General features: G+C 73.2%; 19 protein-coding genes and 5 pseudogenes. 4 read left to right on the top strand and 20 right to left on the bottom strand.

Annotation, left to right across the window (positions count from 1 at the left end; translation table 11 throughout):
• Positions 1-150 precede the first annotated feature (150 nt).
• Both U6N30_RS18340 and U6N30_RS18335 read left to right on the top strand, forming a co-directional pair.
• Complete coding sequence (locus U6N30_RS18340) at positions 151-741, top strand: HhH-GPD-type base excision DNA repair protein (protein WP_324273382.1); 591 nt, start codon at positions 151-153, stop codon at positions 739-741.
• A gap of 115 nt (positions 742-856) precedes the next feature.
• Positions 857-1,195, top strand: coding sequence for a DUF3099 domain-containing protein (locus tag U6N30_RS18335; protein ID WP_324273381.1), 339 nt, complete (start codon positions 857-859; stop codon positions 1,193-1,195).
• A 14-nt stretch (positions 1,196-1,209) separates the two neighbouring features.
• Here the strand turns inward: U6N30_RS18335 and U6N30_RS18330 are convergent, their stop codons facing one another.
• From U6N30_RS18330 to U6N30_RS18285, 10 genes and pseudogenes are all read right to left on the bottom strand, one after another.
• Positions 1,210-1,518, bottom strand: coding sequence for an ABC transporter ATP-binding protein (locus U6N30_RS18330; protein ID WP_324278590.1), 309 nt, complete (start codon positions 1,516-1,518; stop codon positions 1,210-1,212).
• A gap of 69 nt (positions 1,519-1,587) precedes the next feature.
• A pseudogene (locus U6N30_RS18325) lies at positions 1,588-1,928 on the bottom strand (ABC transporter ATP-binding protein); the annotation flags it as partial.
• Between the two features lie 163 nt (positions 1,929-2,091).
• The gene (locus U6N30_RS18320; protein ID WP_324273380.1) at positions 2,092-3,162 is read right to left on the bottom strand and encodes a FecCD family ABC transporter permease; all 1,071 of its coding nucleotides are present in this window, start codon (positions 3,160-3,162) and stop codon (positions 2,092-2,094) included.
• Positions 3,159-3,614 carry a FecCD family ABC transporter permease gene (locus tag U6N30_RS18315; protein WP_324278367.1) on the bottom strand — a complete coding sequence of 152 codons (456 nt, stop codon included), beginning with the start codon at positions 3,612-3,614 and terminating at the stop codon, positions 3,159-3,161. The genes U6N30_RS18320 and U6N30_RS18315 overlap by 4 nt, the downstream gene beginning before the upstream one ends.
• A complete protein-coding gene (locus U6N30_RS18310) occupies positions 3,515-3,964 on the bottom strand; it encodes an iron chelate uptake ABC transporter family permease subunit (protein ID WP_324273379.1) in 450 nt (149 codons plus the stop codon). The genes U6N30_RS18315 and U6N30_RS18310 overlap by 100 nt, the downstream gene beginning before the upstream one ends.
• On the bottom strand, positions 3,925-4,134 hold the full coding sequence (locus U6N30_RS18305; protein WP_324273378.1) for a hypothetical protein: 210 nt from the start codon (positions 4,132-4,134) through the stop codon (positions 3,925-3,927). Before U6N30_RS18305 ends, U6N30_RS18310 begins: the two co-directional genes overlap by 40 nt.
• A gap of 91 nt (positions 4,135-4,225) precedes the next feature.
• Positions 4,226-5,254: an iron-siderophore ABC transporter substrate-binding protein gene (locus U6N30_RS18300; RefSeq protein WP_324273377.1), complete on the bottom strand. Its 1,029-nt coding sequence runs from the start codon at positions 5,252-5,254 to the stop codon at positions 4,226-4,228.
• Positions 5,255-5,428: 174 nt separating this feature from the next.
• Entirely contained in the window at positions 5,429-6,079 is a 651-nt protein-coding gene (locus U6N30_RS18295; protein ID WP_324273376.1) for a carbohydrate kinase family protein, read from the bottom strand.
• 107 nt (positions 6,080-6,186) lie between these two features.
• Positions 6,187-6,339, bottom strand: a pseudogene (locus U6N30_RS18290) (hypothetical protein); the annotation flags it as partial.
• Between the two features lie 140 nt (positions 6,340-6,479).
• Positions 6,480-7,232 carry a pseudouridine-5'-phosphate glycosidase gene (locus U6N30_RS18285; protein WP_324278366.1) on the bottom strand — a complete coding sequence of 251 codons (753 nt, stop codon included), beginning with the start codon at positions 7,230-7,232 and terminating at the stop codon, positions 6,480-6,482.
• 196 nt (positions 7,233-7,428) lie between these two features.
• Here U6N30_RS18285 and U6N30_RS18280 point away from each other — a divergent pair, with 196 nt between their 5' ends.
• Positions 7,429-7,656, top strand: a complete 228-nt coding sequence (locus U6N30_RS18280) for a DUF3039 domain-containing protein (protein WP_142024936.1) — start codon at positions 7,429-7,431, stop codon at positions 7,654-7,656.
• Positions 7,657-7,728: 72 nt separating this feature from the next.
• On the opposite strand, the gene U6N30_RS18275 is transcribed toward U6N30_RS18280, so the two are convergent.
• From U6N30_RS18275 to ppgK, 8 genes and pseudogenes are all read right to left on the bottom strand, one after another.
• On the bottom strand, positions 7,729-8,844 hold the full coding sequence (locus U6N30_RS18275; RefSeq protein ID WP_324273375.1) for a YihY/virulence factor BrkB family protein: 1,116 nt from the start codon (positions 8,842-8,844) through the stop codon (positions 7,729-7,731).
• A complete protein-coding gene (locus U6N30_RS18270) occupies positions 8,841-9,131 on the bottom strand; it encodes a hypothetical protein (RefSeq protein ID WP_324273374.1) in 291 nt (96 codons plus the stop codon). Before U6N30_RS18270 ends, U6N30_RS18275 begins: the two co-directional genes overlap by 4 nt.
• A gap of 119 nt (positions 9,132-9,250) precedes the next feature.
• Positions 9,251-10,426, bottom strand: a pseudogene (locus U6N30_RS18265) (VanW family protein); the annotation flags it as partial.
• The gene (locus U6N30_RS18260) at positions 10,423-10,620 is read right to left on the bottom strand and encodes a hypothetical protein (RefSeq protein WP_324273373.1); all 198 of its coding nucleotides are present in this window, start codon (positions 10,618-10,620) and stop codon (positions 10,423-10,425) included. The pseudogene U6N30_RS18265 and the gene U6N30_RS18260, both read right to left, overlap by 4 nt.
• Before the next feature lie 150 nt (positions 10,621-10,770).
• Complete coding sequence (locus tag U6N30_RS18255) at positions 10,771-11,088, bottom strand: hypothetical protein (RefSeq protein ID WP_324273372.1); 318 nt, start codon at positions 11,086-11,088, stop codon at positions 10,771-10,773.
• Between the two features lie 138 nt (positions 11,089-11,226).
• Positions 11,227-11,442, bottom strand: coding sequence for a DUF7455 domain-containing protein (locus tag U6N30_RS18250; RefSeq protein ID WP_170182566.1), 216 nt, complete (start codon positions 11,440-11,442; stop codon positions 11,227-11,229).
• A 517-nt stretch (positions 11,443-11,959) separates the two neighbouring features.
• Complete coding sequence (locus tag U6N30_RS18245) at positions 11,960-13,333, bottom strand: RNA polymerase sigma factor (RefSeq protein ID WP_324273371.1); 1,374 nt, start codon at positions 13,331-13,333, stop codon at positions 11,960-11,962.
• 360 nt (positions 13,334-13,693) lie between these two features.
• Entirely contained in the window at positions 13,694-14,437 is a 744-nt protein-coding gene (gene ppgK, locus U6N30_RS18240) for a polyphosphate--glucose phosphotransferase (protein ID WP_324273370.1), read from the bottom strand.
• A gap of 145 nt (positions 14,438-14,582) precedes the next feature.
• Between ppgK and U6N30_RS18235 the strand changes: the two are divergent.
• Positions 14,583-15,400: pseudogene (locus U6N30_RS18235) on the top strand (inositol monophosphatase family protein).
• 16 nt (positions 15,401-15,416) lie between these two features.
• On the opposite strand, the gene U6N30_RS18230 reads toward U6N30_RS18235, so the two are convergent.
• The gene (locus U6N30_RS18230) at positions 15,417-15,959 is read right to left on the bottom strand and encodes a LytR C-terminal domain-containing protein (RefSeq protein WP_324273369.1); all 543 of its coding nucleotides are present in this window, start codon (positions 15,957-15,959) and stop codon (positions 15,417-15,419) included.
• 114 nt (positions 15,960-16,073) lie between these two features.
• Positions 16,074-17,023 (bottom strand): annotated as a pseudogene (locus U6N30_RS18225) (phosphotransferase family protein).
• Positions 17,024-17,278: the final 255 nt, after the last annotated feature.

Here is a 17,278-nt window from a genome sequence, read left to right as displayed (position 1 = left end):
GTTCCGACGTCTCGGAGCGTTCCTCCACCGGCTCTCATGCCGCTTTCAGGCACCTGTCACCTCCAGTGGTGCGCCGCACGCGCCGGCGCCGGGTCCGGCCTGGGGCCGCGGGCGTCGTGCCCCGTTCCCGGGTCGGGCAGGATCGGCCCCGTGCCGAACCTCCGCATCGCCCAGGACGCCGCCGCCGACGAGCTCCTCGGTCGCGACCCGCTCGCCCTGCTGATCGGGATGCTGCTGGACCAGCAGTTCCCGATGGAGCGCGCCTTCGGCGCTCCCCGGCTGCTGGCCGACCGTCTCGGGGTGGACCAGCTGGACGCCGCCCGGCTGGCCGAGATGGACGGCGAGGAGCTGACCCGCGTCTTCCAGGGGCCACCGGCGCTGCACCGCTATCCGGGCTCCATGGCCGGGCGGGCCCAGGAGCTGTGCCGGCTGCTCGTCGAGCGCTACGACGGCCGTGCCGAGAACCTGTGGGGCGACGCTCCGGACGGGCCGGCGTTGCTGGAGCGACTCACCGCGCTGCCCGGCTTCGGTGCCCAGAAGTCGAAGATCTTCCTGGCCCTGCTCGGCAAGCAGTACGGCGTCGCGCCTCCCGGCTGGCGCGAGGCCGCGGGGGACTACGGGCAGGAGGGCTCCCGGCGCTCGGTCGCCGACATCACCGGCCCGGAGTCGCTGGCGGAGGTCCGGGCGTTCAAGCAGGAGCAGAAGCAGGCGGCCAAGGCGGCGAAGCAGCCCGCGACGTAGCCGGGAGAAGTAGCAGCGGGCAGCAGCGTCGACGGCGCGACGGTGGCACGATGGGTTGTGCACCGCGCACTGCCCGGGAATCCCCAGGGCGCACGGTCGGAGAGGGATGGAGCCCGTGGCCTCGAGCCAGCAGTTCCCGCGTCACCGCCGGTCGGAGCCCGAGCCCGTGCTCATCACCGAGGCCGAGCCGAGCATGGCCGAGCAGCACGCGTTCCGGAAGAAGCGGTACGCGATCACCATGGGGATCCGTGCCGTCTTCATCGTGCTCGCGGCGTCGTTCTACCAGGTCGTCTGGCTCATGCTGATCTTCGCCTTCCTGGGCACTGTCCTGCCCTGGGTCGCCGTGCTCATGGCCAACGACCGGCCGCCCAAGAAGCGCCTGCACGTCAACCGGTACGACGCCCGTCCCGACCGCGTGCTGGAGAGCCGCCCCGTCCGCGTCATCGACGGCTGAGACGCGGAGCGGGGTCAGCCCATCCGGTCGCCGGCGGCGACCGGCGCCGCCATGTGGTGGCGGCCGATCGGCAGCATCAGCGGTGCCCCCGACGTCGGGTCGACGATCACCCGGGAGTCCAGACCGAACACCGCGCGCACGTTCTCCGTGGTCAGCACCTCCGCCGGGGTGCCGGTGGCGTGCACCCGGCCGGCGGACAGCGCCACGAGGTGGTGGGCGTAGCGCGCGGCCATGTTCAGGTCGTGCAGGACCATCACGACGGTCGTGCCGCGGGCCCGGTTGAGGTCGGTGAGCAGGTCGAGCACCTCGATCTGGTGACTCACGTCGAGGAACGTGGTCGGTTCGTCGAGCAGCAGCAGGTCCGTCTCCTGGGCCAGGGCCATGGCGATCCACACCCGCTGGCGCTGCCCCCGGAGAGCTCGTCGACGGCGCGGGCGGCCAGCTCCGTCGTCTGCGTCGCCGCCAGGGCCGCGGCCACCGCGGCGTCGTCCTGCCTGCTCCACCGGGAGAAGAGGCCCTGGTGCGGGTGGCGACCGCGCCCGACCAGATCGGCGACGGTGATGCCCTCCGGCGCGATCGGCGACTGCGGCAGGAGGCCGAGCGTGCGGGCCAGCTCCTTGGCCGGCATGCGGTGGACCGACGTCCCGTCCAGCAGGACCTGCCCTGCGCGCGGAGCGAGCAGGCGGGACATCGAGCGCAGGAGGGTCGACTTCCCGCACGCGTTGGCACCCACGATGGCGGTGATGCGCCCGGCAGGGACGGCCAGGTCCAGGCCCTCGATGACCGTGCGCTCGCCGTACCCGAGCGCGAGGTCCTCGGCCGACAGCGAGTGGTCCCTGGTCACGGTGTTCCCCGTTCGCTCGCGTGCGGCGGAGCCGCCAGGTCAGCAGAGCCGCTCACAGCGAGCCTCCGGCGCGGTTGGTGCGGACGATCAGGTAGATCAGGTAGGGAGCGCCGAGCACTCCGGTGACCACTCCCACGGGGAAGCGGGTCCCGAGCGCGAACTGGCCGACGAGGTCCGCGACCAGGACGAGCAGCGCCCCGACGAGGGCGGCCGGGATCAGCAGCGAGCCGTTCGGACCCACGATCCGCGCGGCGATGGGCCCGGCGAGGAACGACACGAAGGCGATCGGGCCGCAGGCCGCCGTGGCGAAGGCGAGCAGGCCGACCGCGGCCACGATCGCCACGACGCGGGTGCGGTCGACGCGGATGCCCAGCGCCGAGGCGGTGTCGTCGCCGAGCTGCAGCGCCCCGAGCTGTCGCGTGAGCGCCAGCAGCACCGGCGCCAGGACCACCAGCGCGACCAGGGCGGGCACCGTGGCCTCCCACGTGCTGCCGTTGAGGCTGCCGGTCAGCCAGCGCAGCGCCTCGGCGAAGTCCCAGGCCCCGGCCTCGGACAGGACGTAGGAGGTGATGCTCCGCGCCATCGCGGCGATGCCGATGCCGATGAGGATCAGGCGGGTGCCCACCACGCCGTCGGTGAAGGCCAGGGCGTACATCAGCAGGGCCACACCCAGCGCGGCGAGGATCGCGGTGACCGAGACCGCCGTGCCGCTCCAGCCGAGGACCACGATGGCGAAGGCGGCCGCGGCGCCGGCCCCCGAGGTGATGCCGATGACGTCCGGGCTGGCCAGTGCGTTGCGCAGCATCGTCTGGAAGGTGACGCCGGCGAGGCCGAAGCTCAGCCCCGCCACGACCGCGAGGACCGCGCGCGGCAGCCGCAGCCGGCCGACGGTGAAGGAGGCGCCCTGGACGTCCTCGCCGAGCACCACGCGGATCACGTCGCCGGGCGGGTAGAAGGTCCGGCCGATCATCAGCGAGGCCGCGAACGAGACCACGACCAGCACGGTGAGGACGGCGATCACCAGGCGCCGGCGCGCGGCCCGGCGCACCCGGCTCCGGGTGACCGCGTCGACGGTGGCCGGGTCGACGCTGGAGGGGTCCGGCGGCGCGACGACGGCGGTCACAGCTCCCGCACCTTCTGCCGGCGGACGATGGCGATGAAGAAGGGCGCCCCGATCAGCGCGGTGATGATGCCGACGTCGATCTCGCTGGGGCGGGCGACGATGCGCCCGACCACGTCGGAGGCGGTGAGCAGACAGGCGCCGGTCAGTGCCGTGAACGGCAGCAGCCAGCGGTGGTCCACCCCGACGAGCAGCCGGCATACGTGCGGGACGACGAGCCCGACGAACCCGATGGGACCGGCGACCGCCGTGGCGGCCCCGCAGAGGAGGACGGAGCCGAGGGCCGCGACGGCCCGGGCGAGGACGACGCGCTCGCCCAGGCCGGCCGCCAGCTCGTCGCCCAGGGCGAGGGAGTTCAGCGCCCGGGCCGACAGCAGGCTGACGGCGAACCCCACCGCCAGGAACGGCACCACCGTCCCGAGCCCGCCGAAGCTGGCGCCGCCGACACCACCGATCTCCCACGACTGGATGCTCTCGGCGATGTCGCCGCGGGGAGGGCGACGGCGGTGAGGAACGAGATGAGTGCGGCCGAGGTCGCCGTGCCGGCCAGGGCGAGCTTCAACGGGGTCGGCCCGCCTCGTCCGAGGGAGCCCACGGCGTAGACGAACACCGCCGCCAGTGCTGCGCCGGCGATCGCCGTCCAGACGATGCTGGTCGCGGAGAACAGCCCGAACCAGGCGAAGCCGACGACGACGGCGAGCGAGGCACCCATGTTGATGCCGAGGACACCGGGGTCGGCCAGCGGGTTGCGGGTGACCCCCTGCATCACGGCGCCGGAGAGGCCGAGCGCGGCGCCGACGACCACCGCGAGCACCGTGCGGGGATCCGCTTGGTCACGGCGGCCTCCTCGATGGTGTCCGACGACCCGCCGAGCGCGGCGACGATGTCGGACCAGCCCACGCCCCGCGAGCCCACGGCGACCGAGGCCACCATGGTCGCGACCAGGACCGCGAGGACGACCAGCAGCCACAGCACCCGGACAGACCCCGGGCGCCGCACAGACCCCGGGCGCTGCGCGGTGGCGGCACCCGGGGTCCGGGAGGGAGCGAGGGTCACTGTGTGGTCGTCATGCAGCCTTGTCAGCTGCTTCGGCGAGCATTGCGACGTAGTCCTCGAGCACCCAGGAGATCGCCAGCGGCGTGGGGTTCGCCGCGGTGCCCAGCGGGGTGTCGGGGAGCAGGACGATCGCGCCGTCGGCGACGGCGGGCATCTTCGACAGCAGCGGGTCCGCCGTCAGGGCGTCGACCAGCTCCTGGTCGCCGTACGTCACGATGATCTGCACGTCGTCCAGCGTGTCGATCTGCTCGGCGCTGATCGTGCCCGAGAACTGCTCCGCGTCGGTCGAGGCGGCCTCGACGCTCGCGGGGGTGGCGAGCCCGAGGTCCGCGAAGAACGCGCTCCGGGTGTCGTAGGGCGTGTAGTAGCTGACCTCGCTGAGGTCGGTCGTGTCCACGTGCGTCAGGAACATGGTCGACATGCCCTCGAGCTGGGGGTACTCGGCGACGGTGTCGCCGATCTCCTGCTCGAGGTCGGCGATGAGTTCCGCGCCCTCCTCGGCCATCCCCATGCCGGCGGAGTTGATCTCGATCATCTCGCGCCACGGCGTCGCCCAGGGGGCCTCCGGGTAGGCGACGACCGGGGCGATCTCGCTGAGGGTGTCGTAGTCCTCCTGCGTCAGGCCCGAGTAGCCGGCGAGGATGACGTCGGGATCGGTGTCGGCGACCGCCTCGAAGTCGATGCCGTCGGTCTCGTCGAACAGGACCGGCACCTCGGCGTCCAGCTCCTCGAGCCGCTCGCTGACCCACGGCAGGAGGCCGTCGCCGTCGTCGTCGCCGAAGTTGGCGGCCGCCATGCCGACCGGGACGACACCGAGGGCGAGCGGGACCTCGTGGTTGGCCCACTGCACCGTCGCCACGCGCTCGGGCTCGGGCGGGATCGTCGTGGTCCCGAAGGCGTGCTCGACCGTCACGGGGGTGGAGCCGCCGGCGCCGCCCGTCGAGTCGTCGGCGGCCGAGGACTCCGTCCCGCAGGCGGCGAGACCGCCGGCTAGGAGCGCGGCGGTCGAGAGTGCGACCAGTCGTGGTGCGCGGAGCATGGTGTCCTTCCGTGTTCCGGACCGCTGTCGGTGACAGGCGGTCCTCCCGGCTGTCGGGGCGGCCCGACGTGGGCGCGCGTCAGCCGCGGACCGGCCGGGCACACGCATCGTCTGGACGCCGGAGCGGCACGCCGCCGAAGCCGGTTCGAGTGGTTGAGGTGAGGCTTGCCTAACCTAGATCCAACACGGCTCCGCTGACAACCACGATCTCGTCACGACGAGACAGGTGTGCCGGATCTCAGCGCGCCCCGGGCCTCCGCACGACCTCGGCGGCGCACGCCAGACCGGCGTCCAGCGCGTCCCCGGGTCGATCCCCGGATCGGGCAGCCAGGCGGCCAGCAACCCGGCGGCGAAGGCGTCACCCGCCCCGGTCGTGTCGACGACGTCGGTCGCGTGCGCAGGCCGGTGCACCAGCACCTCGCCGGAGGCCCAGAGGGCGCCGTCGGCACCGAGGCTCACCGCGACGATCCGGTGGCGCGTCGCCAGGGTCCGGGCGGCGTCGCCCGGGTCCGCGCACCCGGTGAGCAGGCGTGCCTCGTCCTCGTTGGGCAGCAGCACGGTCGCGCCTGCCGTGTCGGCCAGCCAGCGGTCCACCCCGTAGCCGGCGAGCGGGCCGGTGGACGCGGGGTCGAGGGAGACGGTGCACCCGGCGTCGACCGCTGAGGTCAGCGCCGCGATCCCCGCGGCCCGGGGGCCCGGGTCCAGCAGCGTGTAGCCGGACAGGTGCAGGTGCCGCCCGGGCACCGGTGGCGGGACGTCGTCGGGCCGCAGCCGCAGGTTCGCGCCCCGGTCGGCCAGCATGCTGCGCTGCCCGCCGGGCTCCACCAGGCTGACGATCGTGCCCGTGGCCGCCCCGGGACGGCACGGAGCAGCAGATCGACGCCGCCGGCGGCCAGCTCCGCGGCGAGCCCGGTGCCCGCGGCGTCGTCGCCGATGCAGCCGACCAGGCTCACCGGGGTGCCCAGCCGGGCGAGGTGCGCGGCGACGTTCGCGCCCGCGCCGCCCCGCGGGCGCGGATCGCCGCCGGCCGGTCCGAGCCCGGCGCCGGCTCCCGGACAGCACCACGACGACGTCGGTCGCGACATCCCCGACGACGACGACGCGCGGGCGATCGGTCAGCGGGACACCTCCGCCGGCCTTCGGAGCTCCGACGGCCCGCGGAGCTGAGCCAGTGCAGCCGCGATCTGCCCCGCGAGCTCGGCGTTGCGCAGCACCAGCCGCACGTTCACCGCCAGCGTCGCCCCTCGCTGGCGCGGTGGAGGTGGTCGAGGACGAAGGGGTGACGTCCTTCCCGCGCACGCCCGCCTCGTCCGCGGCGGCGAGCGCTCCGGCGATGACGCGGTCGTGCAGGGCGGGATCGAGCTGCTCGTCGAGGGGAGGGGTTGGCGACCACGACGGCCCCGGGCGCCAGCTCCCGGCGGGCGGCGAACACGCGGGCCGCCTCGGCCGGGTCGGCCACCGACCAGTCCAGCGTCGAGCCGGAGTCCGCGACGTAGAACCCGGGGAAGGCCGTCGTCCGGTAGCCGACGACCGTGACCGACAGGGACTCGAGGCGTTCCAGCGTGGCCGGCACGTCCAGGATCGACTTCACCCCGGCGCAGACGACGATCAGGGAGGTGCGCGAGAGCGCGGTCAGGTCGGCGGACTCGTCGAAGGTGTCGACGGACTCGCGGTGCACCCCGCCGAGACCGCCGGTGGCGAAGACGCCGACGCCGGCCGCCGCGGCCAGCAGGGCGGTGCTGGACACGGTGGTGGCGCCGCTGAGCCCCAGTGCGGCGGCCACCGGCAGGTCGCGGACGCCCAGCTTGGCGAGATCGGGATCGGCGCAGACGCGGTCCACCTCGTCGGCGGTCAGCCCCACGTGCGGGACGCCGTCCAGGACGGCGATGGTCGCGGGCACCGCGCCACCGGCGCGGACGGCAGCCTCCACGTCATCTGCGGCCGCGCGGTTCTCCGGCCGGGGCAGGCCGTGGGCCAGCAGCGTGCTCTCCAGGGCGACGACCGGCCGGCCGGCGTTCAGAGCGGCGGCGACCTCGGGGAGAGCACGGTGCCGGCAGGAAGATCGGGAGTCGACGAACCGGAGGGATGCACCCTGTCATCATGGATGCCCGGTGCGGTCGCATCGCCACCCCGGGGTGGTTGCCCGCGTTCCCCGCAGACGAGTAGGAGATCCCGTGAGCAGCAGCGACATCCTCGAGCGGCCGGACGTGCGTGATGCCGACACCGGCAACGCCAACGAGGTCTTCCACTACGTCAAGAAGAACAAGATCGCCGAGAGCGCCGTCATGGGCACCATGGTCGAGGCGCTGTGCGGCGAGGTCTTCCCGGTCACCAAGAGCCCGAAGCCCGGCAGCCCGGTGTGCCCCGCCTGCAAGGAGATCTACGAGCAGCTCAAGAAATGACCAGCCGCGTCAGTGGGCGCACATGCGCAGTTCCGAGCCCCGGAGCTGCGCATCAGCGCCCACTGACGGTTCTCACAGCAGTCCCAGCCTCCTGGCCTCCTGCTCGAGCTTGGCTGCCCGTCGTTCGCGGCGGCGGCGGTCGTGCCGGCGCAGCGGCGCCGGCCAGCGGGCCTGGATGGTGGCGTTCAGCTCGGCCCCCAGCAGGACGGCCATCCCGAAGAAGAAGCAGAACAGCAGGGCACCGATGGGCGCCGCCAGCGCTCCGTACGGCAGGGCCGTGATGAGGACGTCGGCCACGTAGCTCCGCAGGAGCAGCGCCGCGACGAGGAAGAACCCGACGGCGAGCAGCGTCCCCGGCAGGTGCCGGCGCCAGGGCAGCCGGTTCGGCAGCACCACGTTGTAGAAGCTCGTGAGCGCCAGGAACAGCCCGATCAGCACGACCGGCCAGTACACGGCGTTGACCAGGACCATGCCCGTCGACTGCCAGTCGGCCGGCATCAGCTCGACGAGGACCTCGCGGCCGAGCACCAGCAGCGGCAGGGTGAGGACCGCCATGAACATCCCCACCACGAACAGCCACAGGGCCTTCAGGCGGGTGCGTATCGGACCGCGCACGTCGCGCTGGTCGTAGGCGATGACGATCGTGTTCATGAAGGTCGCCGTCGCCGAGGAACCGGCCCACAGCGCCACCAGGAAGCCCAGGCTGACCACCTCGAGCCGCCCGGAGCCGAGGATGTCCGACAGGGTGGGTGCGACGAGGTCGTCGACGACGTCGGAGGTGAGCACCTCGGCGGAGGCGGTCAGCAGCTGGTCCTCGATCTGGCGGACGGCGTCGGCGCCGATCAGGGAACCGAGATAGCCCAGCGATCCGAGCAGTCCGATCAGCAGCGGCGGCACGGACAGGATCTGCCAGAACGCGGCCTCCGCCGACAGGCCCAGGATGCGGTCCTGCCACGCCTTGGCCAGGGTGCGGCCGAGGACCTGCAGCGGCACGCGGACCGGCGCCGGCCACCGGTCCAGCCGGCCGGGTGCGGCGTCGTCGTCCGGCACGTCGTCCCGGGGCACCCGGCCGTCCGGTCGGGCCTCGACCGACGTCGCCGGGTCGGGTTCGGCACCGGCCGTCGCGTCGTCGGCCGCCCGTGGCTCCCCGGCTCGCGCGGTGGAGCCGCTGGGCAGGACGGTGCTCACCGGCCCAGTGTGCACGTCCGGTACCGCGACGGGCGGTCTCCCGGGCCGCCGCAGGGGAGGATCGCCCGTGCGGGGGACGGGTCAGCCGCCCGGCGTCGGCTCCGCGGGGGCGCGGCCGGAGGCACGCACCGGATGACCGGCTCCGCGGCGTACCGGGTCTGGAAGTCCTCCCGCTTGATCTCGGCACCGGAAGCGAGGTCCCGGAAGATGCGCGTGACGGTGATGTCGAAGCCGGTCGATCCGGCCTGGGGGCTGCAGTTGCCGTCGTCGGGCTTCTCCTGCACCACGGGGAGCGCTGGTTGTAGCGGTTGCTGCTGATCGACTCGATCTCGTACCGCTTGGTCCCGTAGAAGGTCACCGTGATGGTGCCCGGTGTCCAGGCGGTGTCGATGAAGACGCCGGTGTCGCTGTCGTTGCGCCACTCGAGGTCGATCGAGTCGTAGTAGACGGTCGCCTCGCGCCCGGCCGGGTAGCGGCTGATGTAGTAGCTGTGCGGCTTGTGGAACACGTCCTCGAGCCCGGAGAAGAACACCGCGTTGAACATCGTGGTGGCGAACTGGCTGATGCCGCCGCCGACCGCGGTGGTGAACTCCCCGTTGTTGATGACACCGGCCTCGACGTAACCCTGGGCGGTGCCGCGGGGGCCGGTGAAGCCGTTGAGGCTGAACGTCTCGCCCGGCAGGACGACCGCGCCGTCGACCTCCTGGGCGACCACGCGGATGTTCTCCCCGCTGTTCGGGTTGCCGATGTTGGTGGTGAAGCTGCCGATCTCCTCGCGGATGCCGAGCGCCTGCGCCTCCTCCGTCGTGAAGTCGGCCGGCACCGGGCCCAGCTGGGCGGTCACCGTGCGCAGCGCCGGCTCGGTCAGCACCGGGAGGAGCTGCTCGGCCAGCGTCGCCGGTGCGACCCCGGTCCCGTCGACCGACGGGACGACGGTCACGGCGCCGCCGGACACCTCGAAGCGAGCGTCCTCCGCGCCGCTGCCGAACACGGCCAGCTCGTCGCCCAGCGCCGTCTGCAGGGCCGCCGGGTCGATGCCGACCGCCAGGCCGCCGTCCTCCTGAGGCGTGAACGTCAAGGAGGCCGCGATCGCCTCCACCGATACCTCTGCGGTGTCGTCGCTGCTCTCGACCACGACCGACACGGGAGCCGCCAGGGCGGGCTGCACGGTCTCCTCCAGCACCCGCTGGGCCTCCGCCGCGTCGACGTCGACGGGTTCCACGTCGACCGGCAGGTCGATGGGGGTGCTGGGGTCGGCGCCGGCCTGCAGCGCGTCGATGACCGCCTCCGCGGAGCCCTCGCGGTCCAGCGTGCGGCCGTCGGCCGGTTCGGTGATCGACGGGTTGGTCCCCTCGATGAGGATCGAGGCGTCGACCGGGGCGCGGTCCACCTGCTCGGCCAGCGCGTCGATCTGCGCCGCCAGGGCGGTCTCCTCGCCCGTGAAGGTCGGCTCGACCTCGCGGTCGCTGAAGAAGGACGCCAGCCGGGTCCAGGGGTTGAGCGGCTGGTCGTCGGCGGAGTCGATGGTCTCCTCGACGTCCAGGGTGATGCCGGCCGTGAGCGGGGAGAAGGGCGCCGTCACGTCGTCGGCGCGCACCACGTGCTCGGCGTCGACCCGCGGGGCCAGGTCCTCCTCCAGGGCCGTGGCGGCGGCTGCGGGGAGAGGCCACCGATGTCGACGCCGGCGACGACCGTCGACCGGGGGATGTCGCCGGAGGCGAGGGCCAGGTCCGCGCCGTACAGCACGGCGAGGGCGCCGACCACCCCGGCGGGCACCAGGACGGCCCGGCGACGCCACCAGGGACCGCGAGGGCCGCCGGAACCGTCGGCTGGCGGCTCGACGCCGGGGGAGGCACGTCCGGGGTGTCCCCGACGGGCGCGGTCTCCTGCACGGGGACCGCGCGACATCGGTGTTCGGCGCGCCGGTCACCGGGACCGTGTCCCTCGTCCCCCGGGCGGCAGGGCGTCGGACCTGCCGAGCGTCTGGGTGCGGTCCCCGCCGTCGGCCGGATCGTGCGGCGCGGCGCCGGTTGTGGTGGCGTCCTGCTCGGGCGCGCCCAGCAGCCAGTCGCGGGTGACCGGCCGGGTGTCGTCGTGATCGTCGACCTGCGCCGGAGGACCCTCGTCGGGCGCAGGACGGCTGCTGTCGGGGCCAGGGCGGGTGCCGTCCGGCGACGGGCGCCCGTCGGTGTCCTCCGGGCGCATCCGCACGGTCTCGTCGTGCACGGGCGGCTGCTGGGGCATGGGGGTTCCTCCGGTGTCGGTCGACCGGTGGTCCCGGGAACGACGAAGCCGCCGGCCCTCCCCGCGCGAGGCGGTGGGGAGGACGCGGCGGCGTCGTCGGGTGAGGCGGTCATCGCGGGCGCGACGATATCGCCTTCCTCACGCAGTCACGTGCTGCTCGCCGTCCGTGTCGATGATGTCGACAGCGATGTCACGCAGCTTGCTCTCGTACTCGCGGGCGTGGTGCCCGCAGAAGACGAGATCGCTGCCGCTCGCGAGAACGACGCGAACCTTTGCCAGGGCTCCACAGCGGTCGCAGTGGAACGGGACGACGAGGTCATCGGTGGGCGGGGTCGACGTCAGCGTCTGGGTCATCTGGCTCATCACTCGCTCTCTACCGCACGGACCCGCGGCTGCGGATCGGCCTCCTGCACAGCGCCAGGATGGCCCCTCGGATTCCCGTTCCCACCCGGTTCGTCGCGGACTCGCCGAAAGAGATGAGTCCGTAACACGCGGGTCGTGCTGGTACGGGTTCAGCAGGGGACGTCACTGGGGTGGAACCGGTGGTGCTCGTGCTGGTTGTCATCTGCCGGACCGGGGGACCGGTCCGACCGTGGGTCCGCTGCTGTTCTGACGACGCCCACGCTACGCCGTCTACCCGACACATGTCGGCGTACACCGGCGTGCAGCCCCTCCGGGTGACTCCGTGACAGAACCGATACCGGAGAACCGACGGCCGGCGACCCAGTGGATCGCCGGCCATCGAAAGCCGCCTGCGAGGTCACGCCGAGCGGGGCCCGGAGGGTCCCGCGCAGGCGTGACGCAGCGGCTCAGCTCACCAGGGGTACGGCAATTGGCCGCGGTGTCGTCCGGAGGACGACCGTGTCATCGCTCAGTCCAGGTAGTCGCGCAGGACCTGGGAGCGGCTCGGGTGGCGCAGCTTGCTCATCGTCTTGGACTCGATCTGGCGGATCCGCTCACGGGTGACCCCGTAGACCTGTCCGATCTCGTCCAGGGTGCGCGGCTGGCCGTCAGTGAGACCGAAGCGCAGGCGGACGACGCCGGCCTCCCGCTCGGAGAGGGTCTGCAGCACGCTGGTCAGCTGGTCCTGCATGAGCGTGAAGCTCACCGCATCCACGGCCACCACGGCTTCGGAGTCCTCGATGAAGTCACCGAGCTGGCTGTCGCCCTCGTCGCCGATGGTCTGGTCGAGACTGATCGGCTCCCGGGCGTACTGCTGGATCTCCAGCACCTTGTCCGGGGTGATGTCCATCTCCTTGGCGAGCTCCTCCGGCGTGGGCTCGCGGCCCAGGTCCTGGAGCAGCTCCCGCTGGATGCGGCCGAGCTTGTTGATGACCTCGACCATGTGCACCGGGATGCGGATGGTGCGGGCCTGGTCGGCCATGGCGCGGGTGATGGCCTGGCGGATCCACCACGTGGCGTAGGTCGAGAACTTGTAGCCCTTGGTGTAGTCGAACTTCTCGACCGCGCGGATCAGGCCGAGGTTGCCCTCCTGGATCAGGTCCAGGAACGCCATGCCGCGGCCGGTGTAGCGCTTGGCCAGGGAGACCACCAGGCGGAGGTTGGCCTCGAGCAGGTGGTTCTTGGCGCGCTCGCCGTCGCGGACGATCCAGTTGAGGTCCCGGCGCATCTGCGGCGAGATCTTCTGGCCCTCCTCCTCGACCTGGCGCAGCCGCTCGGAGCCGTAGAGCCCGGCCTCGATCCGCTTGGCGAGGTCGACCTCCTCCTCGGCGTTGAGCAGCGCCACCTTGCCGATCTGCTTGAGGTAGGCGCGGACGGAGTCGGCCGAGGCGGTGAGCTCGGCGTCCTTGCGGGCCTGGCGGAGCGCCTCGGACTCCTCCTCGTCGTCCCACTCGAAACCGGCCTCGGCCTCGGGGGTCTCCTCCTCGACGGCGGCGACCTCGACGCCGTCCTTGCCGGTCACGACCGTCTCGTCGAGCTTGAGACCTTCGGTGCCGGCATCGACCACGGCGACGGCGGACCCGTCCGTGGCCACGGCCGTCAGCACGGCGCCCTCACCGGCGCCGGGGGACGGGACGACGGCGGGCTTGCCCTTGGCGGTGGACTTTGCCGGCGCCTTCTTCCGGGCAGCGGGCTTCGCGCCCGGCTCCGCGGTGGCCGTCACCGTCTTCGCCGTCTTGGCTGCCGCGGCACTGGTCCGGGGAGCCGGGGTACCGGTCGCTGCCCTCACGCGCTTCGTGGTGCTCGCTTCGGCTGCTTCCGGTGCTGGCTTGTCGGCGGGCACTCAGGTTCCTTCCCGTGCTGGGTTCGTTCCCCGGGGGCCTTCTGGTCCCTGGGCAGCGGCTCCGGTCCTCGCACCTGTTCAGCGGCAGAGGTCCCGGCAGACCGGCGCGGCGTTTGGCCGCTGGACGGGCAGGGGATCCCTCCCGGCTGGAGGGCGACGGGGTGGGGCGCTCTCATTGTAACGACGTGTCCGGGCTTCTCCACCGTCTCCGATCCCGCAGCCTCGCTCCGACGGGGAGAACCGATGAGTTCCGGGGCGGTTCTCACTCTTCTTGGTGCATCGGTCGTCACGCTCGATCACTGAAGCCCCTGACCACTGGGACCCCTCCCGCCTCACCCGCTCCGGCGCCCGGCCCGGCTGTCAGCGGTCGGTTCGTTCCTGCGCGGCGAGGGCGGCACCGACGATGCCGGCGTCGTTCTGCAGTTCCGCCGGGACCACCGGCGTCCGGGTGGAGAGCAGCGGCACCCACTTGTGGGCCTTCTTGCTCACGCCCCCGCCCACGATGATCAGGTCGGGCCAGACCCCCGCCTCGAGCACGTCCAGGTACCGGTCGACCCGCTGGGCCCACTCCGGGTAGCTCAGTTCCTCGCGCTCCCGCGCGGCGGCGGAGGCGCGGCGCTCCCCGTCCTCGCCGTCGACCTGGATGTGGCCGAACTCGGTGTTGGGGACCAGGTGACCGTCGACGAACAGCGCGCTGCCGATCCCGGTGCCGAAGGTCAGCATGAGGACCACGCCGCGCTTGTCGCGCCCGGCGCCGTAGCGCATCTCGGCGATCCCGGCCGCGTCGGCGTCGTTGAGCGTCTCCACCGTCCCCGGGATCAGGGCATCGAGCCCCGCGTCGACGTCGGTGCCGATCCAGCTCTTGTCGACGTTGGCCGCGGTGTGGGCGACGCCGTGCTTCATCACCCCGGGGAAGGTGACCCCGATGCGCCCGGTCCAGCCGAAATGGGCGACGATCTGGGCCACCACGCCGTACACGGGCTCGGGCAGCGACGGCTGCGGCGTCTCTATCCGGAGCCGCTCGCCGATCAGCTTGCCCTGGTCCAGGTCGACCAGGCACCCCTTGATGCCGCTGCCGCCGATGTCCACTCCGAAGCCCTGCACGTCGACAGGGTAGTGAAAGGACCCCTCGCCCCCAACTGGAGAAGGACCCCGTCCCCTCCCCCTCGCACGCTCGGGCGAGCCTCCGGACGGGGCCGTACGGGCCCCAGCGAGGGCCGGGGGTGCGCGCTGCGGCAGGATCAGCCGGGTGAGCGATCCCGCGCCTGATCCCGGCCGGCTGCTCGCCCTCGCCGTCGACGTCGCCCGGGAGGCCGCGACGCTCGTCGCGCGGGGCAGGGCCTCGGCCGCCGACGAGGTCGACGTCAAGTTCAGCCCGGTGGACGTCGTCACCGAGGTGGACCGGGCCAGCGAGGAGCTCGTCAGCTCCCGGCTCCTGGCCGCCCGTCCCGGCGACGGGCTGCTGGGGGAGGAGGGGCGGACCGGGCCGGGACCAGCGGCGTGCGCTGGGTGGTGGACCCCATCGACGGCACGGTGAACTTCCTCTACGACCTGCCGGCCTACGCCGTGTCCATCGCCGCGGAGGTCGACGGTGTCGTGCGGGCCGGGGTCGTGCTCAACGTCGCGACCGGCGAGGTCTTCACGGCCACCTCCGGTGGCGGGGCCTTCCTGTCCGCACCGGCCCGGCCGGAGCCGGAGCGCCTGGCCGGCAGCCGGCCGTTCTCGCTGGAGCAGACGCTCGTCGCCACCGGGTTCGGCTACCGGGCCGAGCAGCGACGCAGGCAGGGCGCGGTCGTCGCCGAGCTGCTCCCGCGGGTGCGGGACATCCGCCGGCACGGCAGCGCGGCGCTGGAGCTGTGTGCCGTCGCCGCCGGTCGCGTCGACGCCTACTACGAACTGGACCTCAAGCCCTGGGACCACGCGGCCGGTGCCCTGGTGGCGGCCGAAGCCGGGCTCGTAGTCGCCGGGCTGGGCGGTCGGCCGTTCGCGGAGCCGATGGCCGTGGCCGTGGCGTCGTCGATCTCCGGCCCGTTCCTGGAGCTGCTGGAGGAGCTGCACCCCGGCTGATCGGCGGATCAGCCGGTCAGCACTCGGCGGCGGCGCCGGTCGGCGGGGCGAGCGCCGCGGCGACCTCCTCGGCGGACGCCAGCGTGGTGAAGTCCGGCCCGACGACGACGTCGACGCGAGCGTCCGCCCGGACGTCCTGGTAGTCACCGGCCTCGGGGAGGAACAGGCGCACGTACCGCGCGGCATCGGCCCCGCGCGCCCCGTACCGGAGCTCGCCGACCCCGGTGACCTCGCGCTCGCTGGTGTCGTTGGCGACCTCGTCGATGATGAAGCCGCGCTCGCCGAGGGCGGTGGCCACGGTCTGCGCGAGACCGGCCGTGGACGTGGCGTTGAACACCCGCAGGGTGATGTCGCCGGGCTCCAGCTCCGTCGGCGGCGCCACCTCGGCCACCGACTCGCAGGCGGCCGCCTGCTCGGCGGCCTCCTGCTTCTCGGTGCGCAGCACGTTCCACCACACGCCGAGCGCGGCGAGGGCGAGCACCAGCAGGAAGATCAGCGGCGGCAGCGGACGGCGGCCGCTGCGGGGCCGCACCGGCGGGCGTTCGGTCCGCAGTGTCACGTCTCTCCTCGGCAGGACCCGGTGGTCGCCCCCGGCAGCTGACCCCACGACGGGCCCGGCCGGACGGCGCCCCGGAGGTGGGCGTCGAGGGGAGCTTAGGGCCGGGAGCAGCCCCTAGATCGCACCATCTTCGAGTGCGGCGCGTCCCAGTTCGACGCAGGGATCGATGCGGGCGGCGTAACCACTGGTGTCCTTGCCCGCCATCGCGCCGGCCGCCGACCGGGCGACGATGCCGGCGATGATCGCGGCGAACTTGAAGAAGGCGAACCCGACGTACCAGTTGAGGTCGGCCAGGTCGGCGCCCGTGCGCCGGGCGTAGCGCTCGGCGACCTCGGCGCGGGTGGGGAAGCCGGGCAGCGTGGTCACCGGGCTCATCGTCGAGGCGCGCTCCTCGCCCGCCTGGGGCCAGTAGACGAACATCATCCCGATGTCGGTCAGCGGGTCGCCCAGCGTCGACATCTCCCAGTCCAGGACGGCCCTGATCCGGCCCGGCTCGTCCGGGTCCAGCAGGCAGTTGTCCAGCCGGTAGTCCCCGTGCACGATGCTCGACCGCTGCGTGGTCGGGACGGTCTCGGCCAGCCGCGCAGCCAGGGCGTCGAGGTTCGGGCGGTCCTGGTCGCGGGTGGCGTCCCACTGCTTGGTCCACCGGCGCACCTGCCGGGCGGCGAACCCTTCCGGTCGGCCGAAGTCGGCCAGCCCGACGGCCTCGTGGTCCACCGAGTGCAGGTCGGCCAGCACGTCGACGAGGCGTTCGCCGACGGCGCGGCGCTGGGCCGGCTCGTCGGCGTAGCCGGCGGGGAACTCCCGGACGACGTGGATGCCGACGACCCGCTCCATCACGTAGAACGGCGCACCGAGGACCGACTCGTCGGTGCAGAGGTGCAGCGTGCGGGGACCGGGACGTCGGTCGGACCGAGCGCGGAGATGACCCGGTGCTCGCGGGCCATGTCGTGCGCGGTGGCCAGCACCGCCCCCGTGGGCGGGCGCCGCAGGATCACCGCGGCGTCATCGTCGCGCCCCGTGCTGCCGCCCCGCGGCGTGACGACGTAGGTGAGGTTCGACATGCCCGCGGCGATGAGCTCGACGTCCACCGAGCCCCACCGCTCGTCGTTCAGGGCGGAGGCCAGGTACGGCCCGACGACAGCTGGATCAGCACCCACGGGAGTCGACACGGCGGCAGGGTAACCTCTGGCGCTCCGCGACCCGGGGGCCCGCTCGGAACTCGTTTCCGGGGACGGGCACAAACCGGGCCCGCGCCGCGTTGGGGGCTGGCCGGACCTTCCCGCTCGCCGTCCCCGGACGGCAGGCGGGGGCCCGGC

It is taken from the genome of Blastococcus brunescens (assembly GCF_035320885.1).
Lineage (GTDB): Bacteria > Actinomycetota > Actinomycetes > Mycobacteriales > Geodermatophilaceae > Blastococcus_B > Blastococcus_B brunescens.
The sequence above is the reverse complement of the archived record's forward strand: the minus strand, read 5'-3'. Positions and strand labels throughout refer to the sequence as shown.

What these genes read in the sequence shown, in the direction of transcription:
- U6N30_RS18300 (WP_324273377.1), bottom strand. Translation starts at nt 5,254, where the DNA reads ATGCTCCGCGCACCACGACTGGTCGCACTCTCGACCGCCGCGCTCCTA.
- U6N30_RS18255 (WP_324273372.1), bottom strand. Translation starts at nt 11,088, where the DNA reads ATGCCCCAGCAGCCGCCCGTGCACGACGAGACCGTGCGGATGCGCCCG.
- U6N30_RS18250 (WP_170182566.1), bottom strand. Translation starts at nt 11,442, where the DNA reads ATGACCCAGACGCTGACGTCGACCCCGCCCACCGATGACCTCGTCGTC.